We start from the raw sequence: 23,282 nt of genomic DNA, 5'->3' as shown, positions 1-23,282 counted from the left end.
CAGCGGCGGCGTTGCGTGCCACGAACGGCGGCAGCAGGTGTTCGTCGGTGGAGTGCACGCGTTTGGCGAACGCTGCGTTGCCTGCGCGAACGACCGGCGTGGGCTCCTAGCGGCCGAGCATCGGCAGACCGAGGCCCAGGCGCAGCGGGTCGAGCAGGGCGCCGTAGCGGTCGGCGCGTGCCGTGTCGCGTTGCAGCGGCTGGCGTACCTGCGCGGCGCTGGCCGTGCGCACGCTGCGGCTGGCCTGGTGGTAGGCGAGGCAGGCCGGGTCGAACGGCAGGCCGCAGAATGCCAGCAGCGCATGGATCTCGCGCTCGGGCTCGGCCAGCAGCGCCTCGTAGCGCTGGAGGCGGATGCGCTGCGGCTCGGCCGCCTGCCACGCGTCCATGATCCGCTGGTAGTCGCGCAGGTAGGCGGCAATGTCGCTCAGCGTGCAGGCGAAATGCGGCAGCCGGTAGAACTGCTGCTTGTAGCAGGACCAGCCGGCTTCCAGCGCATCGCGCCGCGCGTCGACGATGCGCGCGCCCGGCAGCATCGCGCCCAGCACGCCGGCCAGCAGCCAGTTCGACGGCAGCTTGTCGGTGTGCCGCGGCTTGTGCGCTCGCCAGCGTGCGGTGCGTTCCAGGTAGCGTCGGCCCAGCCGCTGCCAGTCGTCGCCCGTTGCCGTGGCGAACCACTGCAGCAGCGGCTGGCGGCGGCGGGCGGATTCCTCGCCGAGCACCTGTTCCAGGTCCGGCAGCTCGCTGGCGCCTTCGACCTCGGGATGGGCGGCGAGGATCTGCTCGAACAAGGTGGAGCCGGAGCGCGGCAGGCCGACGATGAAGATCGCCTCATGGCCCAGGGCCGGATCCCTCGCCGTCGGCAGCCCGCTTGAAGCGGCAAACAGGGCATCGGCATGCGCCCGGAACGCGGCGGCGTTCCATGGATGGAGCTGGCGCAGTGCGGCATTGGCCTGGTCCAGGGCGGCGAAGGCCTGCTCGTAACGCTGCTGGTCCTCGCACACCTTGCCCAGCGCGAAGCCCATCGCGATGCGGTCGGCGGGGTTCAGCCCGGGCAGGCGCAGCGCGGCCGTCAGGCGTTCGCGGTCGGCGTCCGGCAGCGGTCGCGTCTTGATGTTCGCCAGCCCGCGCCAGGCGTCGCCGCAGGCCGGGTGCAGCGCCAGCGCGGCACGGTAGCGGGCAGCCGCATCGTCGAAGCGGCCGGTGTGTACCAGCGCGTCGCCGAGCAGGATGAGTGCCGGCAGGAACTCCGGTGCCAGCGCGTGGGCCTGCTCAAGCGCCTCGATCGCTGCGGCGGTGTCGCCGTGCAGTTGCAGGTTGCGGCCGAGATTGAACCACGGCATCGGCGCGTGCGGCGCCAGCGCGCAGGCGCGCCGCCAGCTGGCAAAGGCCGCGTCCGCCTCGCCGGCAGCGAGCTGCGCGTTGCCCAGGTCGGCGTGCGCCAGCGCGTAGTCCGGCCATTGCGCCACGGCCTGCTGCAGGGCCGCGCAGGCTTCGGCATGGCGTTGTGCGCGGGCGTGCAGCAGGCCGAGCATGCGCAGCAGTTCCGGATGCGCCGGGGCGAGCGCGAGCGCCGCATCCAGCGCCTGGCGCGCGACCGCTTCGGCACCGTCGCGGATCGCATGGGCCGCCGCCTGCAGGTGCGGCAGGGCGGCCGGAGCCAGCCCATCGAGCCGCGGCTCGGCGCCGCGGGATGGGTGATGTTCGACGGTGGGGGTGGGCATGCGACGGCTTCACGGCGGCGGCGATGGTGCCGATCTTACGGGGCCGCGCCGCGGCTCATCGAGTGGCGGCTACTTGCGCCGCGGTGGCTTGCCGGCGCCGGGCCGCGGCTTGACGCCGGCGGGCTTCCTGAAGCCGCCCGGCTTGTGTGCCGGCGGCGCGCCGTTGCCGGCGTCGTTGCCGTCCCACTCGTGGATGCGCAGCTGCTGCTGCACCACCCACACCTTCTTCAGGTGCTCGAACACTTCCTGCGGCATGCCGTCGGGCAGGTCGATCAGGCTGTAGTGGTCGCGGATGCTGAGGCGGCCGATGTACTGGCTGTCCAGGCCGGCCTCGTTGGCGATCGCGCCGATGATGTTGCCCGGCTTCACGCCGTGCTCGTGGCCGACCTCGATGCGATAGGTGCGCTTGCCCTGCTCGGTGGCGTGCGCGCGCAGCGGGCGCTGGGCGGACTCGCGCGGCGGCGCACCCTCCTGCGGGCGCGGCTCGTGCGTACGCGGCTTGTGTTCGCGTGGGACCCGTGCGGGCGTGCCTTCGCGCTCGCGCGGCTTGTGTTCGCGCGCGGCCGGTTCGTACTTCTCGCGCTTCGGTGGCGGCGTCAGCAGCAGCGGTTGGTCGCCCTGGGCGATGCGCGCCAGCGCGGCGGCGATCTCGACCGCCGGCACGTTGTGTTCCTGCTCGTACTGCTCGATCAGCTGCTGGAACTGCTCCAGCTCGCCCTGCGCCAGCATGTCGCTGATGCGCTGCTTGAACTTGCCGATGCGCACGTCGTTGACCACCTCGACCGACGGCAGCTGCATCTGCTCGATCGGCTGCCGGGTGGCGCGCTCGATCGCGTGCAGCATGCCGCGCTCGCGCGGGCTGACGAACAGGATCGCCTCGCCGCTGCGCCCGGCGCGGCCGGTGCGGCCGATGCGGTGCACGTAGCTTTCGGTGTCGTACGGGATGTCGTAGTTCAGCACGTGGCTGATCCGCTCCACGTCGAGGCCGCGCGCTGCCACGTCGGTGGCGACCAGGATGTCGAGCTTGCCGTCCTTCAGCTGCTGGATCACCCGCTCGCGCTGCGCCTGGGCGATGTCGCCGTTGATCGCGGCGGCGGCCAGGCCGCGCGCCTGCAGCTTCTCGGCCAGCTCCTCGGTGGCCTGCTTGGTGCGCGCGAAGATGATCATCGCGTCGAACGGCTCGGCCTCCAGGATGCGGGTCAATGCATCGAGCTTGTGCATGCCGCTGACGAACCAGTAGCGCTGGTGGATGTTCGCCGCGGTGGTGGTCGAGGACTTGATGGTGACCTCGACCGGCTCCTTCAGGTGTCGCTGCGCGATCTTGCGGATCGGCGCCGGCATGGTCGCCGAGAACAGCGCGACCTGGCGCCCGGGCGGGGTGGCCTGCAGCACTTTCTCGACGTCGTCGATGAAGCCCATGCGCAGCATCTCGTCGGCTTCGTCGAGCACCAGGAATTTCAGCTCCGAGAGATCCAGCGTGCCCTTGTCCAGATGGTCGATCACGCGGCCCGGGGTGCCGACCACGACGTGCACGCCGCGCTTGAGCGAATGCAGCTGCGGGCCGTAGCTCTGGCCACCGTAGATCGGCAGCACCTGGAAGCCGGGAACGTGCGCGGCGTAGGTCTGGAACGCCTCGGCCACCTGGATCGCCAGCTCGCGCGTGGGCGCCAGCACCAGCGCCTGCGGCTTGCCGGGCCTGCGCTCGATGCGCGACAGGATCGGCAGCGCGAACGCGGCGGTCTTGCCGGTGCCGGTCTGCGCCTGGCCGAGCACGTCGCGGCCTTCCAGCAGCGGCGGAATGGTGGCGGCCTGGATCGGCGAGGGCGACTCGTAGCCGACGTCGGCCAGCACGCGCTGGACGTCGGGGTGCAGCGCGAGTGCGCCGAAGCCGGACGACACCGGGGTGTGGTCGGGAGCGGGGGACGACATGGGGGAACCTCGGGAAGGCAGCGCCGGGGTTGCGGCGCGCGGGTCGGCCATTCTACCAGTGTCCTCGGATGCGCGTGGCGATTCTGGCTGAACGCGAAAGGGCCGGCCGCGCGGTTATGCTCCGCGTTGCCTTTGCCAGCGGAGCGAAGACCACGATGGGCATGCTCGAAACGATCTCCGAACAGCGCTGCCACGGCGGCATCCAGGGCTTCTACCGCCACCACTCGGAAGCCTGCGCCGGCGCCATGCGTTTCGCCGTCTACCAGCCGCCGCAGGCCGGCCGGCAGTTGTGCCCGGTGCTGTATTTCCTGGCCGGACTGACCTGCACCGAGGAAACCGCCACGATCAAGGCCGGCGCACAACGGCTGGCCGCCGAACTGGGCCTGGTGCTGGTGATGCCCGATACCAGCCCGCGCGGCACCGGCATCGACGGCGCCACCGACGACTGGGAGTTCGGCGAGGGTGCGGGTTTCTACCTCGACGCCACCGAGGCACCGTGGTCGGCGCGCTTCCGCATGGCGAGTTACGTGGTGGACGAATTGCCCGCGTTGATCGGCGCGCAGTTCCCGGTGGATGCCGCGCTGAGCGGCATCTGCGGCCACTCGATGGGCGGTCATGGCGCGCTGACCCTGGCCCTGAAGCATCCGCAGCGCTACCGCTCGGTGTCGGCGTTCGCGCCGATCGTGGCGCCCAGCCAGGTGCCGTGGGGGCGCAAGGCCTTGCCGCGCTATCTCGGCGACGATCCGGCGGCGTGGGCCGACCACGATGCCTGCGAACTGGTGCGGCGGCAGACCTTTCCCGGCAGCATCCTGATCGACCAGGGCGAAGCCGACGGCTTCCTCGAGGCGCAGCTGAAACCCGAGCTGTTCGACCAGGCCTGCGCCGAGGCGGGGCAGCCGCTGCTGCTGCGCCGGCACGCCGGCTACGACCACAGCTACTGGTTCATTGCCAGTTTCATCGACGACCACCTGCGCCATCACGCGGCCGTGCTGGGTCTGCTCTGAATTTCCGGACGCCCGAGACGAACGTGGCGACCATCAGGCCGCCACGTTCGGTGTCATTCAAGCCATCGCTCAGGCCTTGGCGGCCGGACGATGGTTCGAGCGACGGCGCTGGTTGCCGGCGGCGTGCTCGCCGCGGCCCTGCGGCGCATAGCCGTTCGGCCGCGCCGCGCCGGCGGGCTTGCCCTGCCGCGGTGCGCGTTGCTGTTGCCGCTGACCGCCGCCGCCCTGCTTCGGACGCGGCGCGCCGGCATCCAGCCGCAGCGGGGCGGACGGCTCGTAACCGGCCACCGGGGTGATCGCGATGTCCTGTTTCAGCAGCTTGCGGATGTCGAACAGCAGCCCGGACTCGTCGTGGCTGACCAGCGACAGCGCGAGGCCTTCCATGCCGGCGCGACCGGTGCGGCCGATGCGGTGCACGTAATCCTCGGCCACCGAGGGCAGGTCGAAGTTGATCACGATCGGCAACTGCTCGATGTCGATGCCGCGCGCGGCGATGTCGGTGGCCACCAGCACGGTGACGCGACCGCTCTTGAAGTCGCTGAGTGCACGGGTGCGCGCGTTCTGGCTCTTGTTGCCGTGGATCGCGGCGCTGCGCAGGCCGGAGGCATTGAGGAAGGTGACCAGTTTGTCGGCGCCGTGCTTGGTGCGGCTGAACACCAGGCTCTGGCGGCGGCTGTCTTGCGACAGCACGTGCAGCAGCAGGTCGCGCTTGCGCGAGGCGTCCACTGGATGCACCTGATGGCTGACCAGGGTGGTCACGGTGTTCGGCGCCGAGACCGAGATCTCGCGCGGGTTGTGCATGAACTCCATCGCCAGCGTCTTGATCGCCGGCGCGAAGGTGGCCGAGAACAGCAGGGTCTGGCGCTTCTTCGGCACCGACTGCAGGATGCGCTTCAGTGCCGGCAGGAAGCCCATGTCGAGCATGCGGTCGGCTTCGTCCAGCACCAGCGTTTCCACCGCCGACAGGTCCAGCGTGCGCTGCTGCATGTGGTCCATCAGCCGGCCGGGGGTGGCGATGACGATGTCGACACCGCGACGCAGTGCGTTGATCTGCGGACCCATGCCGACGCCGCCGAAGATGGTGGTGGCGCTGACGTGGATGTGCTTGCCGTAGTCGCGCATGTTCTCGTGGATCTGCGCCGCCAGCTCGCGGGTGGGAGTGAGGATCAACGCGCGCGGGCGGCGGGTCATGGTCTGGCCGCTGGTCGAGAGCTTCTGCAGCAGCGGCAGCGCGAATGCGGCGGTCTTGCCGGTACCGGTCTGGGCGGCGGCGAGCAGGTCGTGGCCTTCCAGTGCGGGCGGAATCGCGGCGGCCTGGATCGGGGTGGGCTGGGTGTAGCCGTAATCGGCAAGCGCACGCAGCAACGCGGGCGCAAGGCCCAGCGAATCGAAAGACATGGAACACTCCTGAGCAACCCGGAGTGTTCGTACCGTGTTGCAGACTAAGGGGAAGGGGCGACGGTGTGTCGCAGCACGCGTGAGGACGAGTGCAGGAACGAGTATAGCCGATCCTTCGCCGCCGCGTGCGCTGGCGGGACATCAAGCTGAACGGCGCATCGCGATCATCTCAGCGGTGCGGTTGCGCCAGGATCAGGTAGCTGTTGAACGGCGTGTGCCCGCGCAGCGGTTCGATGCGCACCTCGAGCTCGGCGTCTTCCAGTGGCGCGCGCACTTCGCCGGCACTCGGATAGTGCTGCGCACCGCCGGGAATCCAGCCCGAAACGCGCAGGAAAAACTCCTCGACGCGGGTGGCATGGAAGCGCCAGGTCGGTTCGCGCAGCACGTTGCGGATGATCAGGCAGCCATCGGGCGCCAGGTGCCGGGCGGCTTCCCGCAGCAGGACGGGCTGGCGTTCGGCGGGCAGGTAGTGCAGTACGTCGAGCAGCGCGACGTGGCCGTGCATCGGCGGCAGCTCGGCCACGTCGGCATGACGCAGGCTGATCGAGGCGCCGAGTCCGGCACGCTGCGCGGCCCGTTGCCCGGCGGCGATCTTGCGCGCATCGTGATCCAGTCCGAGGTAAGGCTGGGCATGGTCCCGTGCGTGCAGGTACAGCCCGAGCAGGCCGATGCCGCAGCCGATGTCGAGCAGCGGCATCGCCGTGCCGGCCACCAGTGCGGCGGTGGCCGCGTAGACCGGGTCGCCGGCCAGTTTGCTCCGGACGTAGCCGCGCTGCAGAGGGTTGTCGTACAGCTGGGCGATGCGCTGGCGGCCGTGGCGATCCACATCCGGGCTCCGCTGTTCGGTGGTGACCAGCCTAGGCCATCGGGTGCACGAGTACCATCGTCGCCGGCACGCCCCATGCGTGAGGTCCCGTTCGAGGAGAGACCGATGTCGCTGCTTGCACCCTTGCGTGAACTCGATACTGTCCAGCGGCACACGGTGCTGGCCAGTTTCCTGGGCTGGACGTTGGATGCGTTCGACTATTTCCTGCTGACCTTCGTCATCGTCACGGTGGCGAAGGAGTTCGACGTGGGTACGGCGCAGATCACCTACGCGCTGTTCCTGACCCTGGCGGCGCGGCCACTGGGTGCGCTGCTGTTCGGGCGGCTGGCCGATCGTTTCGGGCGGCGGCCGATCCTGATGCTCGACGTGATCCTGTTCTCGTTGTTCGAATTCGCCACGGCATTTGCCTCGTCGCTGACCGCGTTGCTGGTGCTGCGTTTCCTGTTCGGCGTCGCGATGGGCGGCGAATGGGGCATCGGCGCGTCGCTGGCGATGGAGTCGATCCCGGCGAAGGCGCGCGGCGCGGTGTCGGGCCTGCTGCAAAGCGGCTACCCGTGCGGCTTCTTTCTCGCCGCGCTGGCGAACTGGTTGCTGGTCGACCACATCGGCTGGCGCGGCCTGTTCGTGGTCGGCGCGCTGCCGGCGCTGCTGGTGCTGTACATCCGCCGCAAGGTGCCGGAGTCGGCGGTATGGCAGGAGGGCGCGCGGGCGGCGAAGCGGCCCGGCCTGCGGGAGGCCATGCGCGGGCACTGGAAGCTGGCGATTTACCTGATGCTGCTGATGATGGCGTTCAACATGTTCAGCCACGGCTCGCAGGACATGTACCACACCTTCGAGGAGGTGAACCTGCACCTGCCTACCGGCTCGGCCACGGCCTTCGTGCTGGTGGCGCTGCTCAATCTCGGCGCGCTGGCGGGCGGTCTGTATTTCGGCGCGCTGTCGGAGCGGATCGGTCGGCGCAAGGCGATGATGATCGCCGCGCTGCTGGCGATACCGGTGATTCCGCTGTGGATGTACGGCGGCTCGCTGATCCTGCTGGGGGTGGGCGCGTTCCTGATCCAGGTGATGGTGCAGGGCGCCTGGGGCGTGGTGCCGAGCCATCTGAACGAGCTGTCGCCGGCCGCGCTGCGCGGCACCTTGCCCGGGTTTGCCTACCAGATGGGCAACCTGCTGGCGGCGGTCACCGCCACCGCGCAGACCTGGCTGGCGCAGCGCCATGGCGGCGATTTCGCGTTCGCGATGGCGCTGTGGATGGTCTTGGTGGCGCTGCTGCTGACCTTGCTGCTGTGGCTGGGACCGGAGGCGCGCGGGGTAGGCTTCGGTCACCGCGAGTCCTAGCGTCGCCGGGCTACTGCTAGAATCCGCCGTTTGATCCCATCGACGAGACAGGCAATGAAGGCTGGCAAGGACAAGGTCATCGCACTCCACTACACGCTGACGGCGGATGGCGAAAAGGTTGAGAGCTCGCACGATCGCGACGAGCAGTTGTGGATCCTGCTGGGGCACGGCCAACTGATCCCGGGCCTGGAAACGGCGCTGGAAGGGCATGCGTCCGGCGAGACGCTGAGCGTGGACGTGGCACCGGCCGACGCTTACGGCGAACGCCAGGAGGGCCAGATCCAGCGCATGTCGAAGAAATACTTCCCGCAGGCGAACCGGCTCAAGCCGGGCATGACGACCGTGCTGCAGCTGAAGCAGGGCGGCCAGCGCGCGGTGACCGTACACAAGGTCGGCATGAGCGCGATCGACGTGGACCTGAACCACCCGATGGCCGGCAAGACCCTGCATTTCGACGTGGCCATCGGTGAAGTGCGCGACGCCACCGAGGAAGAGATCGCCCACGGCCACGCCCATGCGCCGGGCAGTGCGGAGCACTGACCCCGCTTCAATGAAGCCAACGCGATAACGGCGCCCTCGGGCGCCGTTATTCGTTCGCCCCTTCTCCAACCGGGAGAAGGTTGGGATGAGGGTGCCGGTCCGTGCCTCGATCTATCCGCTGCCTGCTTCGCTGTTTCGGAAGATTCTGGAAGGGCGCTCCCCGCACCACCCTCAATCCAGCACCCGCTTCCCATAGGCGAAATGGCCGCCCCAGTACGGCCCGTCGATGTCGTCCAGCCGCACCGTGCCGCCGCTGTTCGGCGCGTGCACGAAGCGGCCCTTGCCGACGTACACGCCGACATGGCTGATCGCGCCGCCGATGTCGAAGAACACCAGGTCGCCGCTGGCCAGCTGGGTCATCTTGCGCACCTTGTGGGCGTCCATCGAGGCCATGTCGTGCGAGGTGCGCGGCAGCTTGATGCCGGCAGCGGTGCGGTAGATGTAGTCGACCAGGCCGCTGCAGTCGAAGCCGCCGGCGGGCGTGTTGCCGCCCCAGCGATACGGCGTGCCGACCAGGCCGATCGCGCGGAACAGGATGTCGTTCGCTTCCCCAGCGCTGGCGGCCGAAGGTGCGCGCGGCGGCAGCTCGGCCAGTGCCGAGTGCGAGGCTTTGTAAGTGGGCTGGCGCCGTTGCGGACTGCTGGCGCACGCAGCCAGCAAGGCGATCGCAGAGAAAAGCAGCACCCAGCGTGCGACCTGCGGCAGCGCTAACGACAAGGGAAATCGGGCGACGGGCTGCGGACTCACGAGACAACCTCGGCGTGGGGCGTGCCGAGGTTATCAATTCAATAATTCATATGCAAATCAATACGCTTTTTTGCATTTTAAATTCAGTTTCTCAACTCAATCCTTGTTGGCTCCGTCCGGAAGTGGCGTCAGGTCGAATTTGACCGGCACACGCGCATAGCCATCGACCGGCTTCCCGTCCTTCATCTGCGGATTGAAGTGCCATTGCCTTGCCGCATCACTGGCGGCGGCGATCAGGTCAGCAGACGTGGTGGTGCTGTGCTTAGGGTCGTAGGCGATGGTGCCCACCGTACCGTCGGCATGGACCTGGACCGTGAGCAGTACCGTGCCTTGCTCGTTGTTCTTGATCGCCGGAGCCGGGTAGCGGGGCTGGAGTTTTGCGTTGTAGGTCAGGTCCGATTCGGCTTGCCGATCGGACGATGGCCCAGTGCTGGCCTGGACCACGAATACGCCGCCTGCCATCAGCGTGGCGAGTGCAAGACAACCGATGCGACGGCGCAGGGCGCCGGGACGATGACGCTGGATCATGGTGAGTCGCTCCTTGAGTTGTGGCTCGGCGAGCCAGGGAATCAGCGCCGGTGCGGGGGACATGCCGGCGCTGTGCAGCAAGGTTTGCGCGTAGCCCGCTTCATCCTGCGGCGAGTGGCGCAGCACGCGTTCGTCGCAGGCCAGCTCCTGATCGAGCCGGAAACGCGGCAGCGCCAGCCACATCAGCGGATGGAACCACAACAGCGCGCCGGCCAGCTCGGCCAGCAGGTTCCACAGCGCATCGCCGCGACGCAGGTGGGTCAGTTCGTGACGCAATACCAGCCGACGCTCGGTGGCGCCGAAACGCTGCATGAAATCTGGCGGCAGCAGCAACAGGCTGCGTGGCGCCCATAGCACGGCCGGACCGGCCGGATGCAGACGCAGGCGGTGCGGGTCGAGCGTGTCCATTGCCGACCGCAAGGCCGGCTGCCATGCCTCCGGTAGCGGACGGCTGTGCCGATGAAGTTTCAGGTACTGCACGACCAGACGCAGCAGGCAGAACAGCACGCCAGGCAACCACGCCGACGCCAGCCAGATCCCTCGCGAGCCGTGGTGGGCCGGAGCGACGGCCATGGCGAGGTTGCCGGACAGCACCTCGATGCTCGGCAACGTCAGCAGAGGGGCTGGCAGTGTCGGTATCCAGGGTAGCGTTGCCATCAACGGCGGCAACAGCCACAGCGTGAAGGCCGGTCCCGCGCCGAAGCCGCGGCGCAGCGGGCGTCGCACCAGCAGCACCAGGAAAATCGCCGCGGTCACCAGCAGCAAGGAGCGCAGCGCGGCGGCATCCATGTCAACGGTCCTTCTTCTCGATGGCGTCGAGCAGCTTGCGCAGTTCGGCAATGTCCTTCGCGCCCAGTTTCTCGTGGGCACTGAAATGCACCAGCAGCGGCGAAAGCCGACCGCCGAACACACGATCGAGCAGACTGCGGCTTTCCTGCGATTGCCATTGCCCGCGGGTCAGCGTGGGCGAATAGAGGTAGCGCCGGCCATCCCGCTCGGCAGCTACCGCGCCCTTGCCGAGCAGGCGGCTGAGCAGGGTGCGGATGGTTTTCTCGTGCCAGCCGGTGGGTTGCAGCAGTGCGGCGACGATCTCCTCGGAGGTTCGCGGAGCCTGCTGCCACAGCAGCTCCATGACCCGGCTCTCGGCTTCGCTGATGGCAATGGGTTTGTCCGGCATGAGCGTCCCGCCATTGGATTACATGTGTAGTTCAAAACGAAGACTACGCGTGTAATTCTTTTGTGGCAAGCGTCTGCGCAACGCGCAGGAAAGCGGACGGATCGGGGCCGTGCCTGGACGGGGTTGGCGCGATGTCCCGGAAGAGCCAGGGAGTACCGCCGCGGACGGCAAGCTCTTGCCGCCTGGACGTCCCGGACATGTTTGAAGACACGCGGTGCCACGACAGAACCCTGGCAGACCAGGGTTGCACGATGGCCTTGCCGCGGCGGCCCAACGAGGAAACTCTCCGGGAACAACCTGCCCGCGACGATCTTCCGAGTTGCCGCGTCATTGGCGCCCGAGGCCGCAACCGACAACGAGCGGGCGAAATCGCCGGGCGTGGAACCGATGGCGCAGACCAGACCACCATCCGGGTCAATCGAGACGCCGCCGCCAGCAGGGTGCAAGCGGGTAGGCGCGCTGTTGGCGGCCGCAAGGCGGATCGAGTCAGGGAGTCGCGACCGCTATGGTGTGTTCGTTCATGGTCCGCCCGTCGGCGCCGATGCTGCGTAACCGGTAGGTGCCGGGGCGCAGGTAAAGTACATTTTTCGCATGGCGCAGGAAGAGATAGCGGTCGGCGGCAATGGCGTTGGCGGATTCCGTGGCGTAATGCGCCTCGACCAGACACGGAAATTTCTGCTCGCAGGACTCGCTGTCGACGGGCACGGCGACGCGCTGGCCGCCGAGCGAGAGCCAGTCGGGCCGGTGGCCGTTGTTGGCAGGCGGCAGCACGGCGCGCTTCTCGCCGTCGATCGACAGCCAGAGCGGGCCTTGCGTGTAATCGGAAGGCACCGGGTTGGCCGGCGGCAGAATGATGTTGAGGTCGTATGCGCCGGGCCTGGCACTCCATGGGGTGTGGTCGGCGGTCCGCAGAAGCGCGATCGGTCCGCTGGGGTGGAACGTGGCGACGATCCGGGTGTAAATACCGGTCACCGGGCGTGCCGGCAGGTCACCGGGGCCATTGGAGTTCAGTGATTGCCTGGCCGTTTGCGTGAGCGTCTCGTATTTCCGCAAGGCGTGCCGGAACGCGTGGTACGCCAAGGCTTCATTCTCCGGATTTTCTTCCCGGACGTCGGTCTGGTCGACCGACAGGGGATCGAGGCCGCTGAGCTTGCTCAATTGCATCGCCATCGGCCTGGTCGAGCCGATCCGGCCGCGCTGCTTGTCGATGTGGGCATAACCGGCGTGCACGAAGAGCTTCGCCTCGGGGTTGTGGGCAAAGACCTGCTCGTACAGGTTCCTGGCCTGGCCGTCCTCGCGGCCCTGCGGCGTGGCATCGACCGCTTCATAGGGAACGATGACGTAGCCCAGCCGGATGGCCTCGCGCACGATGTCGCCGTACAACGGCTCGTGGAGGTATTCGCTGCCGCTGCTGGTCACCGGGTAGCCGCGTTTCATGAGTGGAACATCCCGACGGTCGAGGGCTTCGGCGGCGAAGTGCGTGTAGCCTTCCGCACGCAGGCGCGGCAGCAGCATCAGGGTCAGCTCGCGGGTATGACCGTCGTGATGGGCCTCGTTCACCATCACCAGGCGCCGGTTGCGGGCCAGCGCGGCGATGGCATCGACCCCGTCCACCGCCTGCCAGCGATCGGCTTGCGGTGCGGTCAATCCTTTTGGCAGTTCGTTGCGCAGCGGGAAATCGCGAACCGCCTCGCTGTAAAGCCCCAGCTCGTTTTCGCTGAAGGCCAGCATCTGCTGGGCGAGCGACTGGTCGTTGCCGGTCAGCTGGGGCGTTGTCGCGATGAGGTAATCGTACCGGGCCAGTTCTCCGCTCAACGACTGCAGTTGATCGAACAGATTCGGCGGCGCTTCTTTTTGCGCGGCGTGAGCTCCGGTGCAGGCGATTGCAAGTGCCAGCAGGATCCATGTGGCGGCAGACGGGCGCTGATGCATGATTTTTCACCTGCGATGCGTTATCCGAATCCAGACTAGGTTTCCCCGATGTGCCACGCAAGGAACGTCATTGGGTTTTCCTGATGGCTTGACGTTCGTTGGTCGTGATGACCTGCTCGGACAGGGTTCTGCGGCGGATGTCCCATGCGCGCAGCCGGTAGTGGCCGGGCCTCACAGCTTGCTCACGGTGTCGTCCTGCATGAAGGCGTAGCGGTCGGCGGCGATCGCGCTCCCGTCTTCGTCGGCATAGTGCGCGTCGACGACGCAGGGCGTGGTGACGCGGCACAGGGTCGTGCTGGTCGTGTACGGGAGGCGTTCACCGTGCAGGGTGAGCCATTCCGGGCGCTGCGTGTTGACGAGGTGCGCCAGCATGGGCTGGTTGCGGACGGGAATCAATCGGAACAGCGCTCTGGCCGGCATATGCAACCCCCCGTGGATGATCCGGGGCTAGCGTGCCGGCGTATGCTCCGGCAGGCAAGCGCCTGCCGGCCCGGCGGGCGGACTGGGTACAATGCGCCGATGGCCCCATTCACCCTGCAGCGCGGTCGCGCACCGTTGTTGATCAGCCTGCCGCACGACGGCAGCTTCATTCCCGACGATATCGCCGCACGGATGCACTCGGCGGCGCGCCGTGCGCCGGACACCGACTGGCATGTCGGTCGGCTGTACCAGCCGTTGGCCGAAGCGTTGGGCGCCAGCGTGCTGAAGCCGCGGGCGTCGCGCTACGTCGTCGACCTGAATCGTCCCGCCGACGGCCATGCGTTGTATCCCGGGCAGCGCGAGACTGGCCTGGTTCCCTTGATTGGTTTCGATGGTAAACCCCTGTACCGGGACGGCGCCGAGCCGGATGCCGCCGAAATCCAACGGCGCATAAACGATTGCTGGCAACCCTACCATCAGGCCATCGCGCAGGAACTTGCACGGCTGTGCGCCGAGCATGGCCGCGCGGTGTTGTGGGAAGGGCATTCGATCCGCAGCCGGGTGCCCATGCTGTTCGAAGGTCGGTTGCCGGACTTCAACCTCGGCACGGCGGCTGGGGCCAGCTGCACCCCCGCGCTGCAGGATCGGTTGCAAGCCTGCCTGGCGTCGCAGTCGCGCTTCGATTTTGCCGTCAACGGCCGCTTCAAGGGCGGCTACATCACGCGCCACTACGGCACGCCCGCGACCGGCGTGCAGGCCGTGCAGCTGGAACTGGCCCAGCTCAATTACATGGACGAAGCGAGCTTCGCGTACGACGAGGCGAAAGCGCCCGAGGTGCAGGAGCTGATCGGCCGGATGCTGCAGCTCTGCCTGGCATGAGCGCAAGGAATTGCGGGCACGATCGGCTGCCGTGAAAGTCAAGATCCCGTGCGCCTGTCGCGCGGGAAAGTCCGTGTTCCATTCAGCCCTGGTATTCCCTCGCCGTCGCATCGTCGGTTCGTCGCGCCGCCCGAGTTGCCGGGTTCCGGCCGGGTCCGCGATACCTTCATTGTCCGAGGCTCGACATCATGATGCGTAAACTTCTGACCGCTGCCCTGCTCGTGGCGGGCGTTGTGCTTTCCGGTTCCGTGCTGGCCCAGGCCGCTGCTGCCCCGCAGGCAGCTGCTCCGGCGGCGCAGGCAGCCCCGGCGGCGGCTCCCGCTGCTGCAGCGGACGCCGCGCCGAAAACGGCCATGCACCACAAGTCGCACCACAAGTCCCATCATCACAAGAGCCACAAGGCGGCTGCAGACGCAGCACCGGCGCCTGCGTCGACGGCGGGTTGATGCGGTCGTAGCAGCCCGGAACCCCGCCGGAGCCATCCGGCGGGGTTTTTCATGTGCAGCTGGTTCGCGTGCCGCTTGCAGGGCTCAGTGCGGCGGCGCCGGCAAGGCGGCGATGCACTTCAGCTCGATCGCGATCGGCGTGGGCAGGGCGTCGATGCCCACCGTGGTGCGGCAGGCGTCGACGCCGGCGAAATACTCGGCGTAGAGACGGTTGTAGGCGGCGAAGTCGCGCTGCATGTCGGTAAGGAACACGGTGACGTCGACCAGGTCCTCCCAGCGTGCGCCGCTGGCTTCGAGCACGGCGCGCACGTTGGCGAACACCTGCCGGCACTGCGCCTCGATGTCGTAGCCGGCCAGGCGGCCGTCCGCGTCGTGCACGTTGCCGGGAATCGCATTGCTGCCGGGTTGGCGCGGGCCGACGCCGGACAGGAACAGCAGGTTGCCGACGCGCCGCGCGTGCGGGTAGGCGCCGACCGGCGCAGGGGCGGCGTCGGTGCGGATGCTGTCGCTGCTCACGCGGCGCCTTCCCAGCGGCGAGTGAGTTCGATCACTGCCTGCTGGTAGGCCTCAGGCAATTGTTCGCGGCTGCGCACGTCCAGGCCCAGGTCGTGGATATGCCCATTGTCGAGGCCATAGATCCACGCATGCACGGCCAGCTGCTGGCCACGCTCCCACGCCTCGCGCACCACCGTGGTGTGGCATACGTTGAGCGCCTGTTCCAGCGCGTTGAGTTCGCACAGGTGTGCATGCCGAATCGCGAACGATTGCGCCGGGTCGAGCTTGTCGGCGTGCTTCATGGCGATGTCGGTGATATGCCTGAGCCAGTTATCGATCAGGCCGAGGCGGCTTTCCTTCAGCACCGCACCGACGCCGCCGCAGCCGTAGTGGCCGACCACCAGGATGTGCTTCACCTTGAGCACGTCGACCGCGAACTGGATGGTGCTGAGCGCGTTGAGGTCGGTGTGCACCACCACGTTGGCGACGTTGCGGTGCACGAAGATCTCGCCCGGCGGCAGGTCGACGATCTGCGTGGCCGGCACGCGTGAATCCGAGCAGCCGATCCACAGGTAACGCGGCGCCTGCTGCTGCGAGAGTTGTTCGAAAAAGGTCGGGTCCTGCGCGGTGACCTGGGCGGCCCAGCGGCGGTTGTTGGCAAGCAGATCTTTCAGTGAATTCATCAGGACTCCATGGGTTCGCGCCAGCGTGTCCTAGCGCTGCGGCGGGGTCGCAGCGTAGGCAAGGCAGATGTTTTTCGGTTCGGTGAAAAAGTGCAGCGCTTCGCTGCCGCCCTCGCGACCAAGCCCGGATTGCTTGACTCCGCCGAACGGCGTGCGCAGGTCGCGCAGCAGCCAGCAGTTGATCCAGACGATGCCGAATTCGAGCAGGGCGGCGAGCCGGTGCGCACGCGCGAGGTCCTGCGTCCACAGCGAGGCGGCCAGGCCGTAGCGGCTGTCGTTGGCGATCGCCAGCGCCTCGGCTTCGTCCTCGAACGGGATCAGGCTGACCACCGGGCCGAAGATCTCCTGCTGGTTGGTCGGCGCCGCGGACGGCAGGCCTTCGAACACGGTCGGCGCGATGAACCAGCCGCCGGCGCAGCGGCCGGGCAGGCTGAGCGCGCCGCCACCGCAGAGCACGCGGCCGCCTTCGGCGCGGGCCTGTTCGATGCAGCCGAGCACCTTGTCGTAGTGCGCCTGCGAGACCATCGCGCCGAGGTCGCTGCCGGCGTCGTTCGGATCGCCCACGCGCAGTGCCTGCACGCGCGCCAGGTAGCGCTGGCGAAAGGCGTCGTAGATCGAGCGCTGCACCAGCAGGCGCGAGCCGCACAGGCAAATCTCGCCCTGGTTGGCGAAGCCCGAGCGCACGATGGTGTCCAGGTTTGCGTCGGACAGCTCGGCATCGGCGAACACGATCGCCGGGTTCTTGCCGCCCATCTCCAGCGAGACTTTCTTGAACTGCGCAGCCGCGATGGCGGCGATCCGTGCGCCGGTGGCCGTGCTGCCGGTGAAGGAGACCGCCTTCACCGCCGGGTGTTCCACGATCGCCTCGCCCACGCTAGGGCCGCGGCCCTGCACGATGTTCAGCACGCCGGGCGGGAAGCCGGCCTGGATGCTCAGCTCGCCGAGCAGGGCGGCGGTGCACGGCGTCACCTCCGACGGTTTGGCCACCACCGTGCTGCCGGCGGCCAGCGCCGGCGCGATCTTCCAGCTGAACAGGTACAGCGGCAGGTTCCACGGACTGATGCAGCCGACCACGCCGAGCGGCTGGCGCAAGGTGTAGTTGATCGCGCCGATGCCGCTGGCGCCGGCTTCCATCGCGTGCGATTCGCTGCCCCAGCCGACGATCGCGGCGGCGAAGTAGCGCAGGTTGCTGACCGCGCGCGGGATGTCGAGCCGGCGCGCGAGGCCCAGCGGCTTGCCGCTGTCGCGCGATTCCAGTGCGGCGAATTCCTCCAGCCGTGCCTCGACCAGGTCGGCCAGCCGGTTCAGGTAGTGCGCACGCTGCTCGATCGGTGTACCGGCCCATCCCGGCGCGGCGCGGCGGGCGGCGTCCACCGCCGCGGCGACATCCGCCGTCGACGAATCGGGGCAGTGCATGAAAACCTGACCGGTCGCCGGATCGTGCACATCGAGCCAAGCATCGAGGTGGGGCGCCTGCAGGCGACCATCGATCAGATTGGCTAGGCGCGGGGTGGACATCGTTGCAAGCTTAAAACCAGCGTGCCGCAATTGCACCGGACGCCGGCGTATGCGCCGGCAGGAAACGGGGCGACGACGACGGGTCGCTCAGCTCAACGCGCGGGTGCGGCCACCGTCCACCGCGATGCTGACGCCGTTGACGTAGGCGGCGGCGGGCGTGCACAGGAACGCGATCACCGCGGCCACTTCGCCGGCTTCGCCGAAGCGGCGGGCCGGCACCGAGGCCAGCATGGCCTGGGCGATCGCGTCCTCGTTGCGTCCGCTGGCCGCGGCCTGCGCGGCGAGCAGGCTGTCGAGGCGCTGGGTGCGGGTGTAGCCGGGCAGCACGTTGTTGACGGTGATACCGTCGGCGGCCAGTTCGGCGGACAGGGTCTTGGCCCAGCCGGCAACGGCGGCGCGCACAGTGTTGGACACGCCCAGCCCGGCGATCGGTTCCTTCACCGAGGTGGAGATCACGTTGACGATGCGGCCGTAGCCGCTCTGGCGCATGCCGGGCAGCAATGCCTGCAGCAGCACCTGGCCGGCCAGCAGGTGCTGCCGGAACGCGGCCTCGAAGGCCGCAGGCTCCGCGCTGTGGGCCGGGCCGCCCGGCGGGCCGCCGCTGTTGTTGATCAGGATATGTACCGGGGCGCGGGCGGCGAGGTCGGTGGCGGTGGCCTGCAGGCCGGCGGTGTCCAGCATGTCCACGCTGCGCCAGTCGTGCCGTTGCCCGGCATGCGTCCGTGGCAGGCTTTCGGCGGCGGCCTGGAGCCGGTCGCCCGAGCGCGCCAGCAGGGTGACGCTGGCACCCAGTTCGGCCAGCTCGATCGCGCTGGCGCGGCCGATGCCCTGCGAAGCGCCGCAGACCAGCGCGTGACGTCCACCCAGATCCAGTTGCATGTCCCTAGGCTCCTTCAGTGCACCCACAGCCGCATGGCCAGCGCGGCGAGCCAGCACAGCCAGCCCAGCCACTGACTGTAGCGCCACACCAGGCGCCAGCGGTTGATCGCGGCGTCGCCCAGCGCGGGCAGCGCCGGTGAGCGCAGCACCTGCTGCATGCTGGCCCATACACGGAACCCGGAGAGCCGGCCCTGCGCGGCGTTGGCGATGACCTGCCAGTGTTGGGGGTAGCGCGTGCGCAGCAGCGCGGCGACCCGGAACGGCGCCACGTACGACAATACGAACAGGCCGACGCCGCTCGCCAGCAGGGCGAGATAGAGGACGATCATGGCGAAGGACTATGGCCGGCCTTGCCGGCGCTGCCGTTGCTCCAGGGCAGCGGCAAGGCCGTGCGCAGGGTATTGAGCACGCCGTCGCCCTTCGCCGCCTTCTTGCAGATCGCGTTGTCGAGCGCCTTCTCGTAGGTCTTGTTCATCAGGCCGACCCACAGCGTACCGTCCGGTCCATGCGGGATGCTGAAGCTGCCGGTGGAATTCATCTGCAGCGAGGCGGCGCTGGAAGCGGAGAACGACGCCGGCGACTGCTCCCAGTAGGTCTTGCCCGACTGCTGCTCGGCCGAGCTGTAGACCAGCAGGTAGCGTGCCTGCGCGCTGTCGATGCTGAGGCTGCCGAAGGCGCCGGTGGTCTCGTCGCCCCAGCCCATGTGCTCGCACAGCCCGATGTCTTCCGAGCGGATCGGCTGGAAGCCCGCGTCCAGCAGCACCACGGTCGGTGCGAACAGGTAGCTGGCATGCAGCCAACGGCCGTTCAATTCCGACTTCATGGCCACCTTGTACGGCAGTTTCAGTTCGGTGGGCAGGCGGAAGGCGAGAAAATAGCTCTGTGTGCCGTTGAGGTTGGCCACCATGCTGCCGCGGCCCAGCACGAACTTCTGCGGTTGCCACGGCAGCAGGTTGCGGTAGGAAAAGTCGGCGAAGCTGCTGCAGCACGGGCTGGCCTGCATCAGCTGCAACTGGGCCAGCTTCAGCGCATCGCCGGTGTTTTCCGACGGCGGGCGCAGGTTCGGCGGCAGCAGGGCCTTGGCGTTGTGGCAGCCGCCCAGCAGGGCGGCGAAGGCCAGTACGGCGGCGATGGCGGGGAGGCGAAGCGGCATGGGGAATGGGTCGCTCAGAAGTCGGCCGTTCCGGCGGCCCGGGGATAAGGGATGGCGTCGCGGATGTTGGACAGGCCGCAGATGTAGACCAGCAGTCGCTCGAAGCCGAGACCGAAGCCGGCATGCGGTACCGTGCCATAACGGCGCAGATCGCGGTACCAGCCGTAGGCCGCGGGGTCGAGGCCGAACTGGACCATGCGGCGGTCGAGATAGTCCAGCCGCTCCTCGCGCTGGCTGCCGCCGATGATCTCGCCGATGCCCGGCGCCAGCACGTCCATCGCCGCGACCGTCTTCTCGTCATCGTTCAGACGCATGTAGAACGCCTTGATTGCCTCGGGGTAGTTCATTACGACCACCGGACGGCCAATATGTTTCTCGGCCAGGTAACGTTCGTGCTCAGTTTGCAGGTCGATGCCCCAAGCCACCGGGTATTCGAACTTCTGCCCGGATTTCTGCAGGATCGCGATGGCGTCGGTGTAGTCGATGCGCTCGAACGGCTTGGCGATGAACGCTTCCATCCGGCTGATCGCGTCGCTCTGCACGCGCTCGGCGAAGAACGCCATGTCGTCCGGGCGTTCGTCCAGCACGGCCTTGAAGATCGCCTTCAGGAACGCCTCGGCGCAGTCCGCGTCGGCCGCCAGGTCGGCGAACGCGATCTCCGGCTCGACCATCCAGAACTCGGCCAGGTGGCGCGGCGTGTTGGAGTTCTCGGCGCGGAAAGTGGGGCCGAAGGTGTAGACCTTGCTCATCGCCAGCGCGTACGCCTCGACGTTGAGCTGGCCGGACACGGTGAGGAACGCCTCGCGGCCGAAGAAATCCTTGCGGAAGTCGATCTTGCCGTCGGGCAGGCGCGGCAGGTTGGCCAGGTCCAGCGTGGACAGGCGGAACATGTCGCCGGCACCCTCGGCGTCGGAGGTGGTGATGATCGGCGTGTTGATCCAGAAGAAGCCCTGTTCGGTGAGGTGGCGGTGGATCGCCGTCATCATGGTGTGGCGCACCCGGGTCACCGCACCGAACAGGTTGGTGCGCGGGCGCAGGTGGGCCACCTCGCGCAGGAATTCCATGGTGTGCTGCTTGGGCTGGATCGGGTAGGTCTCCGGGTCGTCGACGAAGCCGGTGACCTGCACGCTGTCGGCCTGCAGTTCGAACGCCTGGCCCTTGCCCTGCGACGGCACCAGCGTGCCGCTGACGATCACGCCGGCGCCGGCGGTGAGGTGCTTCACCTCGCTGTCGTAATTGGCCAGCGTGGCCGGCACCACCGCCTGGATCGGGTCGAAGCAGGAGCCGTCGGTGACGTTGACGAAAGACAGGCCGGCCTTGGAGTCGCGGCGGGTGCGCACCCAGCCGCGCACGGTCACCGCGCTGCCGGCATCGAGCTTGCCGGAAAGAGCCTGCTTCACGCTGCATAGCGTCGGACTGACCACAGCCATCGGTTGAAACTCCTGCTGATGCGCCGCACGTCGGCGCGTAGATGATGAACGGCGCGCGCGGCGGCGCCGCAAGGCCAAACCGGCATGATAATGTAGGCATCGCCCGCGCCGCGACTTTCCGGGCCATCCATCGAGGTCGACACCCATCGCCATGAGCATCACCATCACTCCCGCCGCCAACGAACGCATGCGCCACTTCCTGGCTGGCACGCCGACTGCGGCCGGCGTGCGTTTCGGGGTCCGCCGCAGCGGCTGCTCCGGCTTCGCGTACGTGGTGGATCTGGCCGATGCGGTCGGCGAGGGCGATTCCCTGGTCGAGGTGGACGGGCTGCCGTTGATCGTCGATGACAAGAGCCTGTCCCTGGTCGACGGCACGGTGATCGACTTTCAGCGGCAGGGACTCAACGCCAGCTTCGTGTTCCACAACCCGAACGCCACCGGCGAATGCGGTTGCGGCGAGAGTTTCACGGTGGGTTGAGCGAGGCGGTACTTGTGCGCTCATCCCTGGGCGCGGAGGTCAAAAGCGGCCATCCGTGGCCGGACCTTTCAAGTCCCGTCTGCTCTTTCGTGGGCGCATGAGCCGGAAGGCGGTCATCCGTGACGGTACTCTTCAGATTCAGTCACTTGCGCGGCATCGCGCATTCCACGTAGAATCCCGCTTCTGTCCGCACCCCAACCGGCGCCGGCAGGACACTTGCCTCACCGCACCGGCGGGAGGCTGCGAGGCCGCAAGGCCGCATCCACAAGGAGTCAACCTACAATGACCCTGCGTCATTACGAAGTTGTGTTCATGGTCCATCCGGACCAGAGCGAGCAGGTCCCCGCGATGCTCGAGCGCTACAAGGCGCTGATCGAGACCGACGGCGGCAAGATCCACCGCCTGGAAGACTGGGGGCGCCGCCAGCTGGCCTACCCGATCGTCAACCTGGCCAAGGCGCATTACGTGCTGCTCAACATCGAAGTGAGCCAGAACGCGCTGAACGAGCTGGAGTCGGGTTTCCGCTTCAACGACGCCGTGCTGCGCCACCTGGTGATCCGTCGCGACGAGGCCGACACCGAGCCGTCCTTCATCCTGAAGTCGAAGGAGAAGGACGATGCCAAGTCCACCCGCCGTCGCGACGACGAGGGTGAGGGCGAGGGCCGCGGCCACGACCGCGACAACGATCGCGACAGCGACGACTGATCAGGAGCACAGCCATGTCCAAGTTTTTCCGCCGCCGCAAGTTTTGCCGCTTCACTGCCGAGGACGTGAAGGAGATCGACTACAAGGATCTCAACACCCTGCGCCAGTACGTCACCGAGAATGGCAAGATCGTGCCCAGCCGCATCACCGGCACCAAGGCCCGCTATCAGCGCCAGCTGGCCACCGCGATCAAGCGTGCGCGCTTCCTCTCGCTGCTGCCGTATACCGACAACCACGACGTCTGATTGAAAAGCAGGGAATAGGGAGCAGGGAATAGGGAGTTGGTTGCCTCGCGGCACCTGCTGTTCCTGTTCCCCATTTCCCCTTCCCGGAAATTCGGACAACCGTCCTCTGGCTGCGCCGGGCCACACCGGCGCTAACGAACAGGAAAGCATCATGGAACTCATTCTTCTGCAGAAGGTCCGCAACCTCGGTACGCTCGGCGACAAGGTCGTCGTGAAGCCGGGTTACGGGCGCAACTACCTGCTGCCGCAAGGCAAGGCCGTGCGCGTCAATGCCGCCAACCTGGCCGCGTTCGAGCAGCGTCGCGCCGAATACGAGGCGAAGGCCAACACCATGCTGGCCAATGCCGAGTCGCGCAAGGCCAAGCTGGCCGATGCATCGGTCACCATCGCCGCACACTCCAGCGCCGAAGGCAAGCTGTTCGGCTCGGTTGGTCCGCGCGACATCGCCGAGGCGCTGGTCGCCGCCGGCCACGAAGTCCACAAGAACGAAGTTATCCTGGGCGAAGGCCCGCTGCGCAACGTTGGCGAGTACGACGTGGTGGTGAGTCTGCACGCCGACGTGCAGACCACGGTCAAGGTGGTCGTGGTCGGCGACAAGTAAGCCGTACGCCATCCGCGTGGTGGAACGAACGGGCGCCGCGAGGCGCCTGTTTGTTTTTGGAGGCCGGGAATAGGGAATGGAGAATGGGAAACGGCCGGAGCGTCGCGGTTCCTGCCTTCGATTCCCCGTTCCGTGTTCACAGGTTTTATCCCCATCAACCCACAGCTTATCCACAAGGTTGTTGTATCGACGGTTGAGACGCCGCCGC

General features: G+C 67.8%; 25 protein-coding genes. 9 read left to right on the top strand and 16 right to left on the bottom strand.

The genetic code is table 11. The features are described from left to right. Window positions 1-106 precede the first annotated feature (106 nt). Both RHOOR92_RS0106420 and RHOOR92_RS0106415 read right to left on the bottom strand, forming a co-directional pair. A complete protein-coding gene (locus RHOOR92_RS0106420; RefSeq protein ID WP_027489883.1) occupies window positions 107-1,723 on the bottom strand; it encodes a sulfotransferase in 1,617 nt (538 codons plus the stop codon). 69 nt (window positions 1,724-1,792) lie between these two features. After that, a complete protein-coding gene (locus RHOOR92_RS0106415) occupies window positions 1,793-3,652 on the bottom strand; it encodes a DEAD/DEAH box helicase (protein WP_027484783.1) in 1,860 nt (619 codons plus the stop codon). Between the two features lie 155 nt (window positions 3,653-3,807). Here RHOOR92_RS0106415 and fghA point away from each other — a divergent pair, with 155 nt between their 5' ends. Then, window positions 3,808-4,656, top strand: a complete 849-nt coding sequence (fghA, locus tag RHOOR92_RS0106410; protein WP_027484784.1) for an S-formylglutathione hydrolase — start codon at window positions 3,808-3,810, stop codon at window positions 4,654-4,656. 69 nt (window positions 4,657-4,725) lie between these two features. On the opposite strand, the gene RHOOR92_RS0106405 is transcribed toward fghA, so the two are convergent. Continuing rightward, the gene (locus RHOOR92_RS0106405) at window positions 4,726-6,054 is read right to left on the bottom strand and encodes a DEAD/DEAH box helicase (protein ID WP_007510447.1); all 1,329 of its coding nucleotides are present in this window, start codon (window positions 6,052-6,054) and stop codon (window positions 4,726-4,728) included. Window positions 6,055-6,223: 169 nt separating this feature from the next. Next, window positions 6,224-6,880 carry a class I SAM-dependent methyltransferase gene (locus RHOOR92_RS0106400; protein ID WP_027489882.1) on the bottom strand — a complete coding sequence of 219 codons (657 nt, stop codon included), beginning with the start codon at window positions 6,878-6,880 and terminating at the stop codon, window positions 6,224-6,226. A 105-nt stretch (window positions 6,881-6,985) separates the two neighbouring features. Between RHOOR92_RS0106400 and RHOOR92_RS0106395 the strand changes: the two genes are divergently transcribed. After that, complete coding sequence (locus tag RHOOR92_RS0106395; RefSeq protein ID WP_015447186.1) at window positions 6,986-8,218, top strand: MFS transporter; 1,233 nt, start codon at window positions 6,986-6,988, stop codon at window positions 8,216-8,218. A 54-nt stretch (window positions 8,219-8,272) separates the two neighbouring features. Then, complete coding sequence (locus tag RHOOR92_RS0106390; protein ID WP_015447187.1) at window positions 8,273-8,758, top strand: peptidylprolyl isomerase; 486 nt, start codon at window positions 8,273-8,275, stop codon at window positions 8,756-8,758. Between the two features lie 171 nt (window positions 8,759-8,929). On the opposite strand, the gene RHOOR92_RS0106385 is transcribed toward RHOOR92_RS0106390, so the two are convergent. The 5 genes from RHOOR92_RS0106385 to RHOOR92_RS19570 form a co-directional block, all read right to left on the bottom strand. Next, the gene (locus RHOOR92_RS0106385) at window positions 8,930-9,475 is read right to left on the bottom strand and encodes a C40 family peptidase (RefSeq protein WP_027489881.1); all 546 of its coding nucleotides are present in this window, start codon (window positions 9,473-9,475) and stop codon (window positions 8,930-8,932) included. Window positions 9,476-9,601: 126 nt separating this feature from the next. Then, window positions 9,602-10,822, bottom strand: coding sequence for a TonB family protein (locus tag RHOOR92_RS0106380; RefSeq protein ID WP_015447189.1), 1,221 nt, complete (start codon window positions 10,820-10,822; stop codon window positions 9,602-9,604). 1 nt (window position 10,823) lies between these two features. After that, the gene (locus tag RHOOR92_RS0106375; protein ID WP_015447190.1) at window positions 10,824-11,210 is read right to left on the bottom strand and encodes a BlaI/MecI/CopY family transcriptional regulator; all 387 of its coding nucleotides are present in this window, start codon (window positions 11,208-11,210) and stop codon (window positions 10,824-10,826) included. Window positions 11,211-11,696: 486 nt separating this feature from the next. Continuing rightward, window positions 11,697-13,142 carry a hypothetical protein gene (locus RHOOR92_RS0106370; protein WP_015447191.1) on the bottom strand — a complete coding sequence of 482 codons (1,446 nt, stop codon included), beginning with the start codon at window positions 13,140-13,142 and terminating at the stop codon, window positions 11,697-11,699. A gap of 171 nt (window positions 13,143-13,313) precedes the next feature. Then, window positions 13,314-13,562: a hypothetical protein gene (locus RHOOR92_RS19570; RefSeq protein WP_015447192.1), complete on the bottom strand. Its 249-nt coding sequence runs from the start codon at window positions 13,560-13,562 to the stop codon at window positions 13,314-13,316. 99 nt (window positions 13,563-13,661) lie between these two features. Between RHOOR92_RS19570 and hutG the strand changes: the two genes are divergently transcribed. Continuing rightward, window positions 13,662-14,441, top strand: coding sequence for an N-formylglutamate deformylase (gene hutG, locus RHOOR92_RS0106360; RefSeq protein WP_015447193.1), 780 nt, complete (start codon window positions 13,662-13,664; stop codon window positions 14,439-14,441). A gap of 188 nt (window positions 14,442-14,629) precedes the next feature. Continuing rightward, window positions 14,630-14,887 (top strand): hypothetical protein, encoded by a 258-nt coding sequence (locus RHOOR92_RS19250; RefSeq protein WP_155950211.1) that lies wholly within the window; start codon window positions 14,630-14,632, stop codon window positions 14,885-14,887. A gap of 84 nt (window positions 14,888-14,971) precedes the next feature. On the opposite strand, the gene RHOOR92_RS0106355 is transcribed toward RHOOR92_RS19250, so the two are convergent. From RHOOR92_RS0106355 to asnS, 7 genes are all read right to left on the bottom strand, one after another. Continuing rightward, window positions 14,972-15,403: a Rid family hydrolase gene (locus RHOOR92_RS0106355; protein WP_015447194.1), complete on the bottom strand. Its 432-nt coding sequence runs from the start codon at window positions 15,401-15,403 to the stop codon at window positions 14,972-14,974. Then, entirely contained in the window at window positions 15,400-16,065 is a 666-nt protein-coding gene (can, locus tag RHOOR92_RS0106350; protein ID WP_015447195.1) for a carbonate dehydratase, read from the bottom strand. Before can ends, RHOOR92_RS0106355 begins: the two co-directional genes overlap by 4 nt. Window positions 16,066-16,095: 30 nt before the next feature. Continuing rightward, window positions 16,096-17,583: an aldehyde dehydrogenase gene (locus RHOOR92_RS0106345; RefSeq protein ID WP_027484792.1), complete on the bottom strand. Its 1,488-nt coding sequence runs from the start codon at window positions 17,581-17,583 to the stop codon at window positions 16,096-16,098. Between the two features lie 87 nt (window positions 17,584-17,670). Beyond that, complete coding sequence (locus RHOOR92_RS0106340; RefSeq protein WP_007510479.1) at window positions 17,671-18,462, bottom strand: SDR family NAD(P)-dependent oxidoreductase; 792 nt, start codon at window positions 18,460-18,462, stop codon at window positions 17,671-17,673. 14 nt (window positions 18,463-18,476) lie between these two features. Then, complete coding sequence (locus tag RHOOR92_RS0106335; protein ID WP_015447198.1) at window positions 18,477-18,791, bottom strand: hypothetical protein; 315 nt, start codon at window positions 18,789-18,791, stop codon at window positions 18,477-18,479. Next, complete coding sequence (locus RHOOR92_RS0106330) at window positions 18,788-19,615, bottom strand: MalM family protein (RefSeq protein WP_007510483.1); 828 nt, start codon at window positions 19,613-19,615, stop codon at window positions 18,788-18,790. The genes RHOOR92_RS0106335 and RHOOR92_RS0106330 overlap by 4 nt, the downstream gene beginning before the upstream one ends. Window positions 19,616-19,629: 14 nt before the next feature. Continuing rightward, a complete protein-coding gene (gene asnS, locus RHOOR92_RS0106325) occupies window positions 19,630-21,045 on the bottom strand; it encodes an asparagine--tRNA ligase (RefSeq protein ID WP_027489880.1) in 1,416 nt (471 codons plus the stop codon). A 151-nt stretch (window positions 21,046-21,196) separates the two neighbouring features. Between asnS and RHOOR92_RS0106320 the strand changes: the two genes are divergently transcribed. The 4 genes from RHOOR92_RS0106320 to rplI all read left to right on the top strand — a co-directional run bounded on the left by RHOOR92_RS0106320 (window position 21,197) and on the right by rplI (window position 23,074). Beyond that, window positions 21,197-21,523: an iron-sulfur cluster assembly accessory protein gene (locus RHOOR92_RS0106320; protein ID WP_007510487.1), complete on the top strand. Its 327-nt coding sequence runs from the start codon at window positions 21,197-21,199 to the stop codon at window positions 21,521-21,523. Window positions 21,524-21,805: 282 nt separating this feature from the next. Then, window positions 21,806-22,228 (top strand): 30S ribosomal protein S6, encoded by a 423-nt coding sequence (gene rpsF / locus RHOOR92_RS0106315; RefSeq protein ID WP_007510489.1) that lies wholly within the window; start codon window positions 21,806-21,808, stop codon window positions 22,226-22,228. Between the two features lie 14 nt (window positions 22,229-22,242). Next, entirely contained in the window at window positions 22,243-22,473 is a 231-nt protein-coding gene (gene rpsR / locus RHOOR92_RS0106310) for a 30S ribosomal protein S18 (RefSeq protein ID WP_007081973.1), read from the top strand. Window positions 22,474-22,624: 151 nt separating this feature from the next. Beyond that, the gene (rplI, locus tag RHOOR92_RS0106305; RefSeq protein ID WP_015447200.1) at window positions 22,625-23,074 is read left to right on the top strand and encodes a 50S ribosomal protein L9; all 450 of its coding nucleotides are present in this window, start codon (window positions 22,625-22,627) and stop codon (window positions 23,072-23,074) included. The last annotated feature ends 208 nt before the right edge of the window (window positions 23,075-23,282 follow it).

Source organism: Rhodanobacter sp. OR92, from assembly GCF_000427545.1.
Classification (GTDB): Bacteria; Pseudomonadota; Gammaproteobacteria; order Xanthomonadales; family Rhodanobacteraceae; genus Rhodanobacter; species Rhodanobacter denitrificans.
The sequence above is the reverse complement of the archived record's forward strand: the minus strand, read 5'-3'. Positions and strand labels throughout refer to the sequence as shown.

Coding starts and splice junctions, on each gene's coding strand:
- RHOOR92_RS0106420 (WP_027489883.1), bottom strand. CDS start 1,723: ATGCCCACCCCCACCGTCGAACATCACCCATCCCGCGGCGCCGAGCCG.
- RHOOR92_RS0106415 (WP_027484783.1), bottom strand. CDS start 3,652: ATGTCGTCCCCCGCTCCCGACCACACCCCGGTGTCGTCCGGCTTCGGC.
- fghA (WP_027484784.1), top strand. CDS start 3,808: ATGGGCATGCTCGAAACGATCTCCGAACAGCGCTGCCACGGCGGCATC.
- RHOOR92_RS0106405 (WP_007510447.1), bottom strand. CDS start 6,054: ATGTCTTTCGATTCGCTGGGCCTTGCGCCCGCGTTGCTGCGTGCGCTT.
- RHOOR92_RS0106395 (WP_015447186.1), top strand. CDS start 6,986: ATGTCGCTGCTTGCACCCTTGCGTGAACTCGATACTGTCCAGCGGCAC.
- RHOOR92_RS0106390 (WP_015447187.1), top strand. CDS start 8,273: ATGAAGGCTGGCAAGGACAAGGTCATCGCACTCCACTACACGCTGACG.
- RHOOR92_RS0106380 (WP_015447189.1), bottom strand. CDS start 10,822: ATGGATGCCGCCGCGCTGCGCTCCTTGCTGCTGGTGACCGCGGCGATT.
- RHOOR92_RS0106375 (WP_015447190.1), bottom strand. CDS start 11,210: ATGCCGGACAAACCCATTGCCATCAGCGAAGCCGAGAGCCGGGTCATG.
- RHOOR92_RS0106370 (WP_015447191.1), bottom strand. CDS start 13,142: ATGCATCAGCGCCCGTCTGCCGCCACATGGATCCTGCTGGCACTTGCA.
- RHOOR92_RS19570 (WP_015447192.1), bottom strand. CDS start 13,562: ATGCCGGCCAGAGCGCTGTTCCGATTGATTCCCGTCCGCAACCAGCCC.
- hutG (WP_015447193.1), top strand. CDS start 13,662: ATGGCCCCATTCACCCTGCAGCGCGGTCGCGCACCGTTGTTGATCAGC.
- RHOOR92_RS19250 (WP_155950211.1), top strand. CDS start 14,630: ATGATGCGTAAACTTCTGACCGCTGCCCTGCTCGTGGCGGGCGTTGTG.
- can (WP_015447195.1), bottom strand. CDS start 16,065: ATGAATTCACTGAAAGATCTGCTTGCCAACAACCGCCGCTGGGCCGCC.
- RHOOR92_RS0106345 (WP_027484792.1), bottom strand. CDS start 17,583: ATGTCCACCCCGCGCCTAGCCAATCTGATCGATGGTCGCCTGCAGGCG.
- RHOOR92_RS0106340 (WP_007510479.1), bottom strand. CDS start 18,462: ATGCAACTGGATCTGGGTGGACGTCACGCGCTGGTCTGCGGCGCTTCG.
- RHOOR92_RS0106335 (WP_015447198.1), bottom strand. CDS start 18,791: ATGATCGTCCTCTATCTCGCCCTGCTGGCGAGCGGCGTCGGCCTGTTC.
- RHOOR92_RS0106330 (WP_007510483.1), bottom strand. CDS start 19,615: ATGCCGCTTCGCCTCCCCGCCATCGCCGCCGTACTGGCCTTCGCCGCC.
- asnS (WP_027489880.1), bottom strand. CDS start 21,045: ATGGCTGTGGTCAGTCCGACGCTATGCAGCGTGAAGCAGGCTCTTTCC.
- RHOOR92_RS0106320 (WP_007510487.1), top strand. CDS start 21,197: ATGAGCATCACCATCACTCCCGCCGCCAACGAACGCATGCGCCACTTC.
- rpsF (WP_007510489.1), top strand. CDS start 21,806: ATGACCCTGCGTCATTACGAAGTTGTGTTCATGGTCCATCCGGACCAG.
- rpsR (WP_007081973.1), top strand. CDS start 22,243: ATGTCCAAGTTTTTCCGCCGCCGCAAGTTTTGCCGCTTCACTGCCGAG.
- rplI (WP_015447200.1), top strand. CDS start 22,625: ATGGAACTCATTCTTCTGCAGAAGGTCCGCAACCTCGGTACGCTCGGC.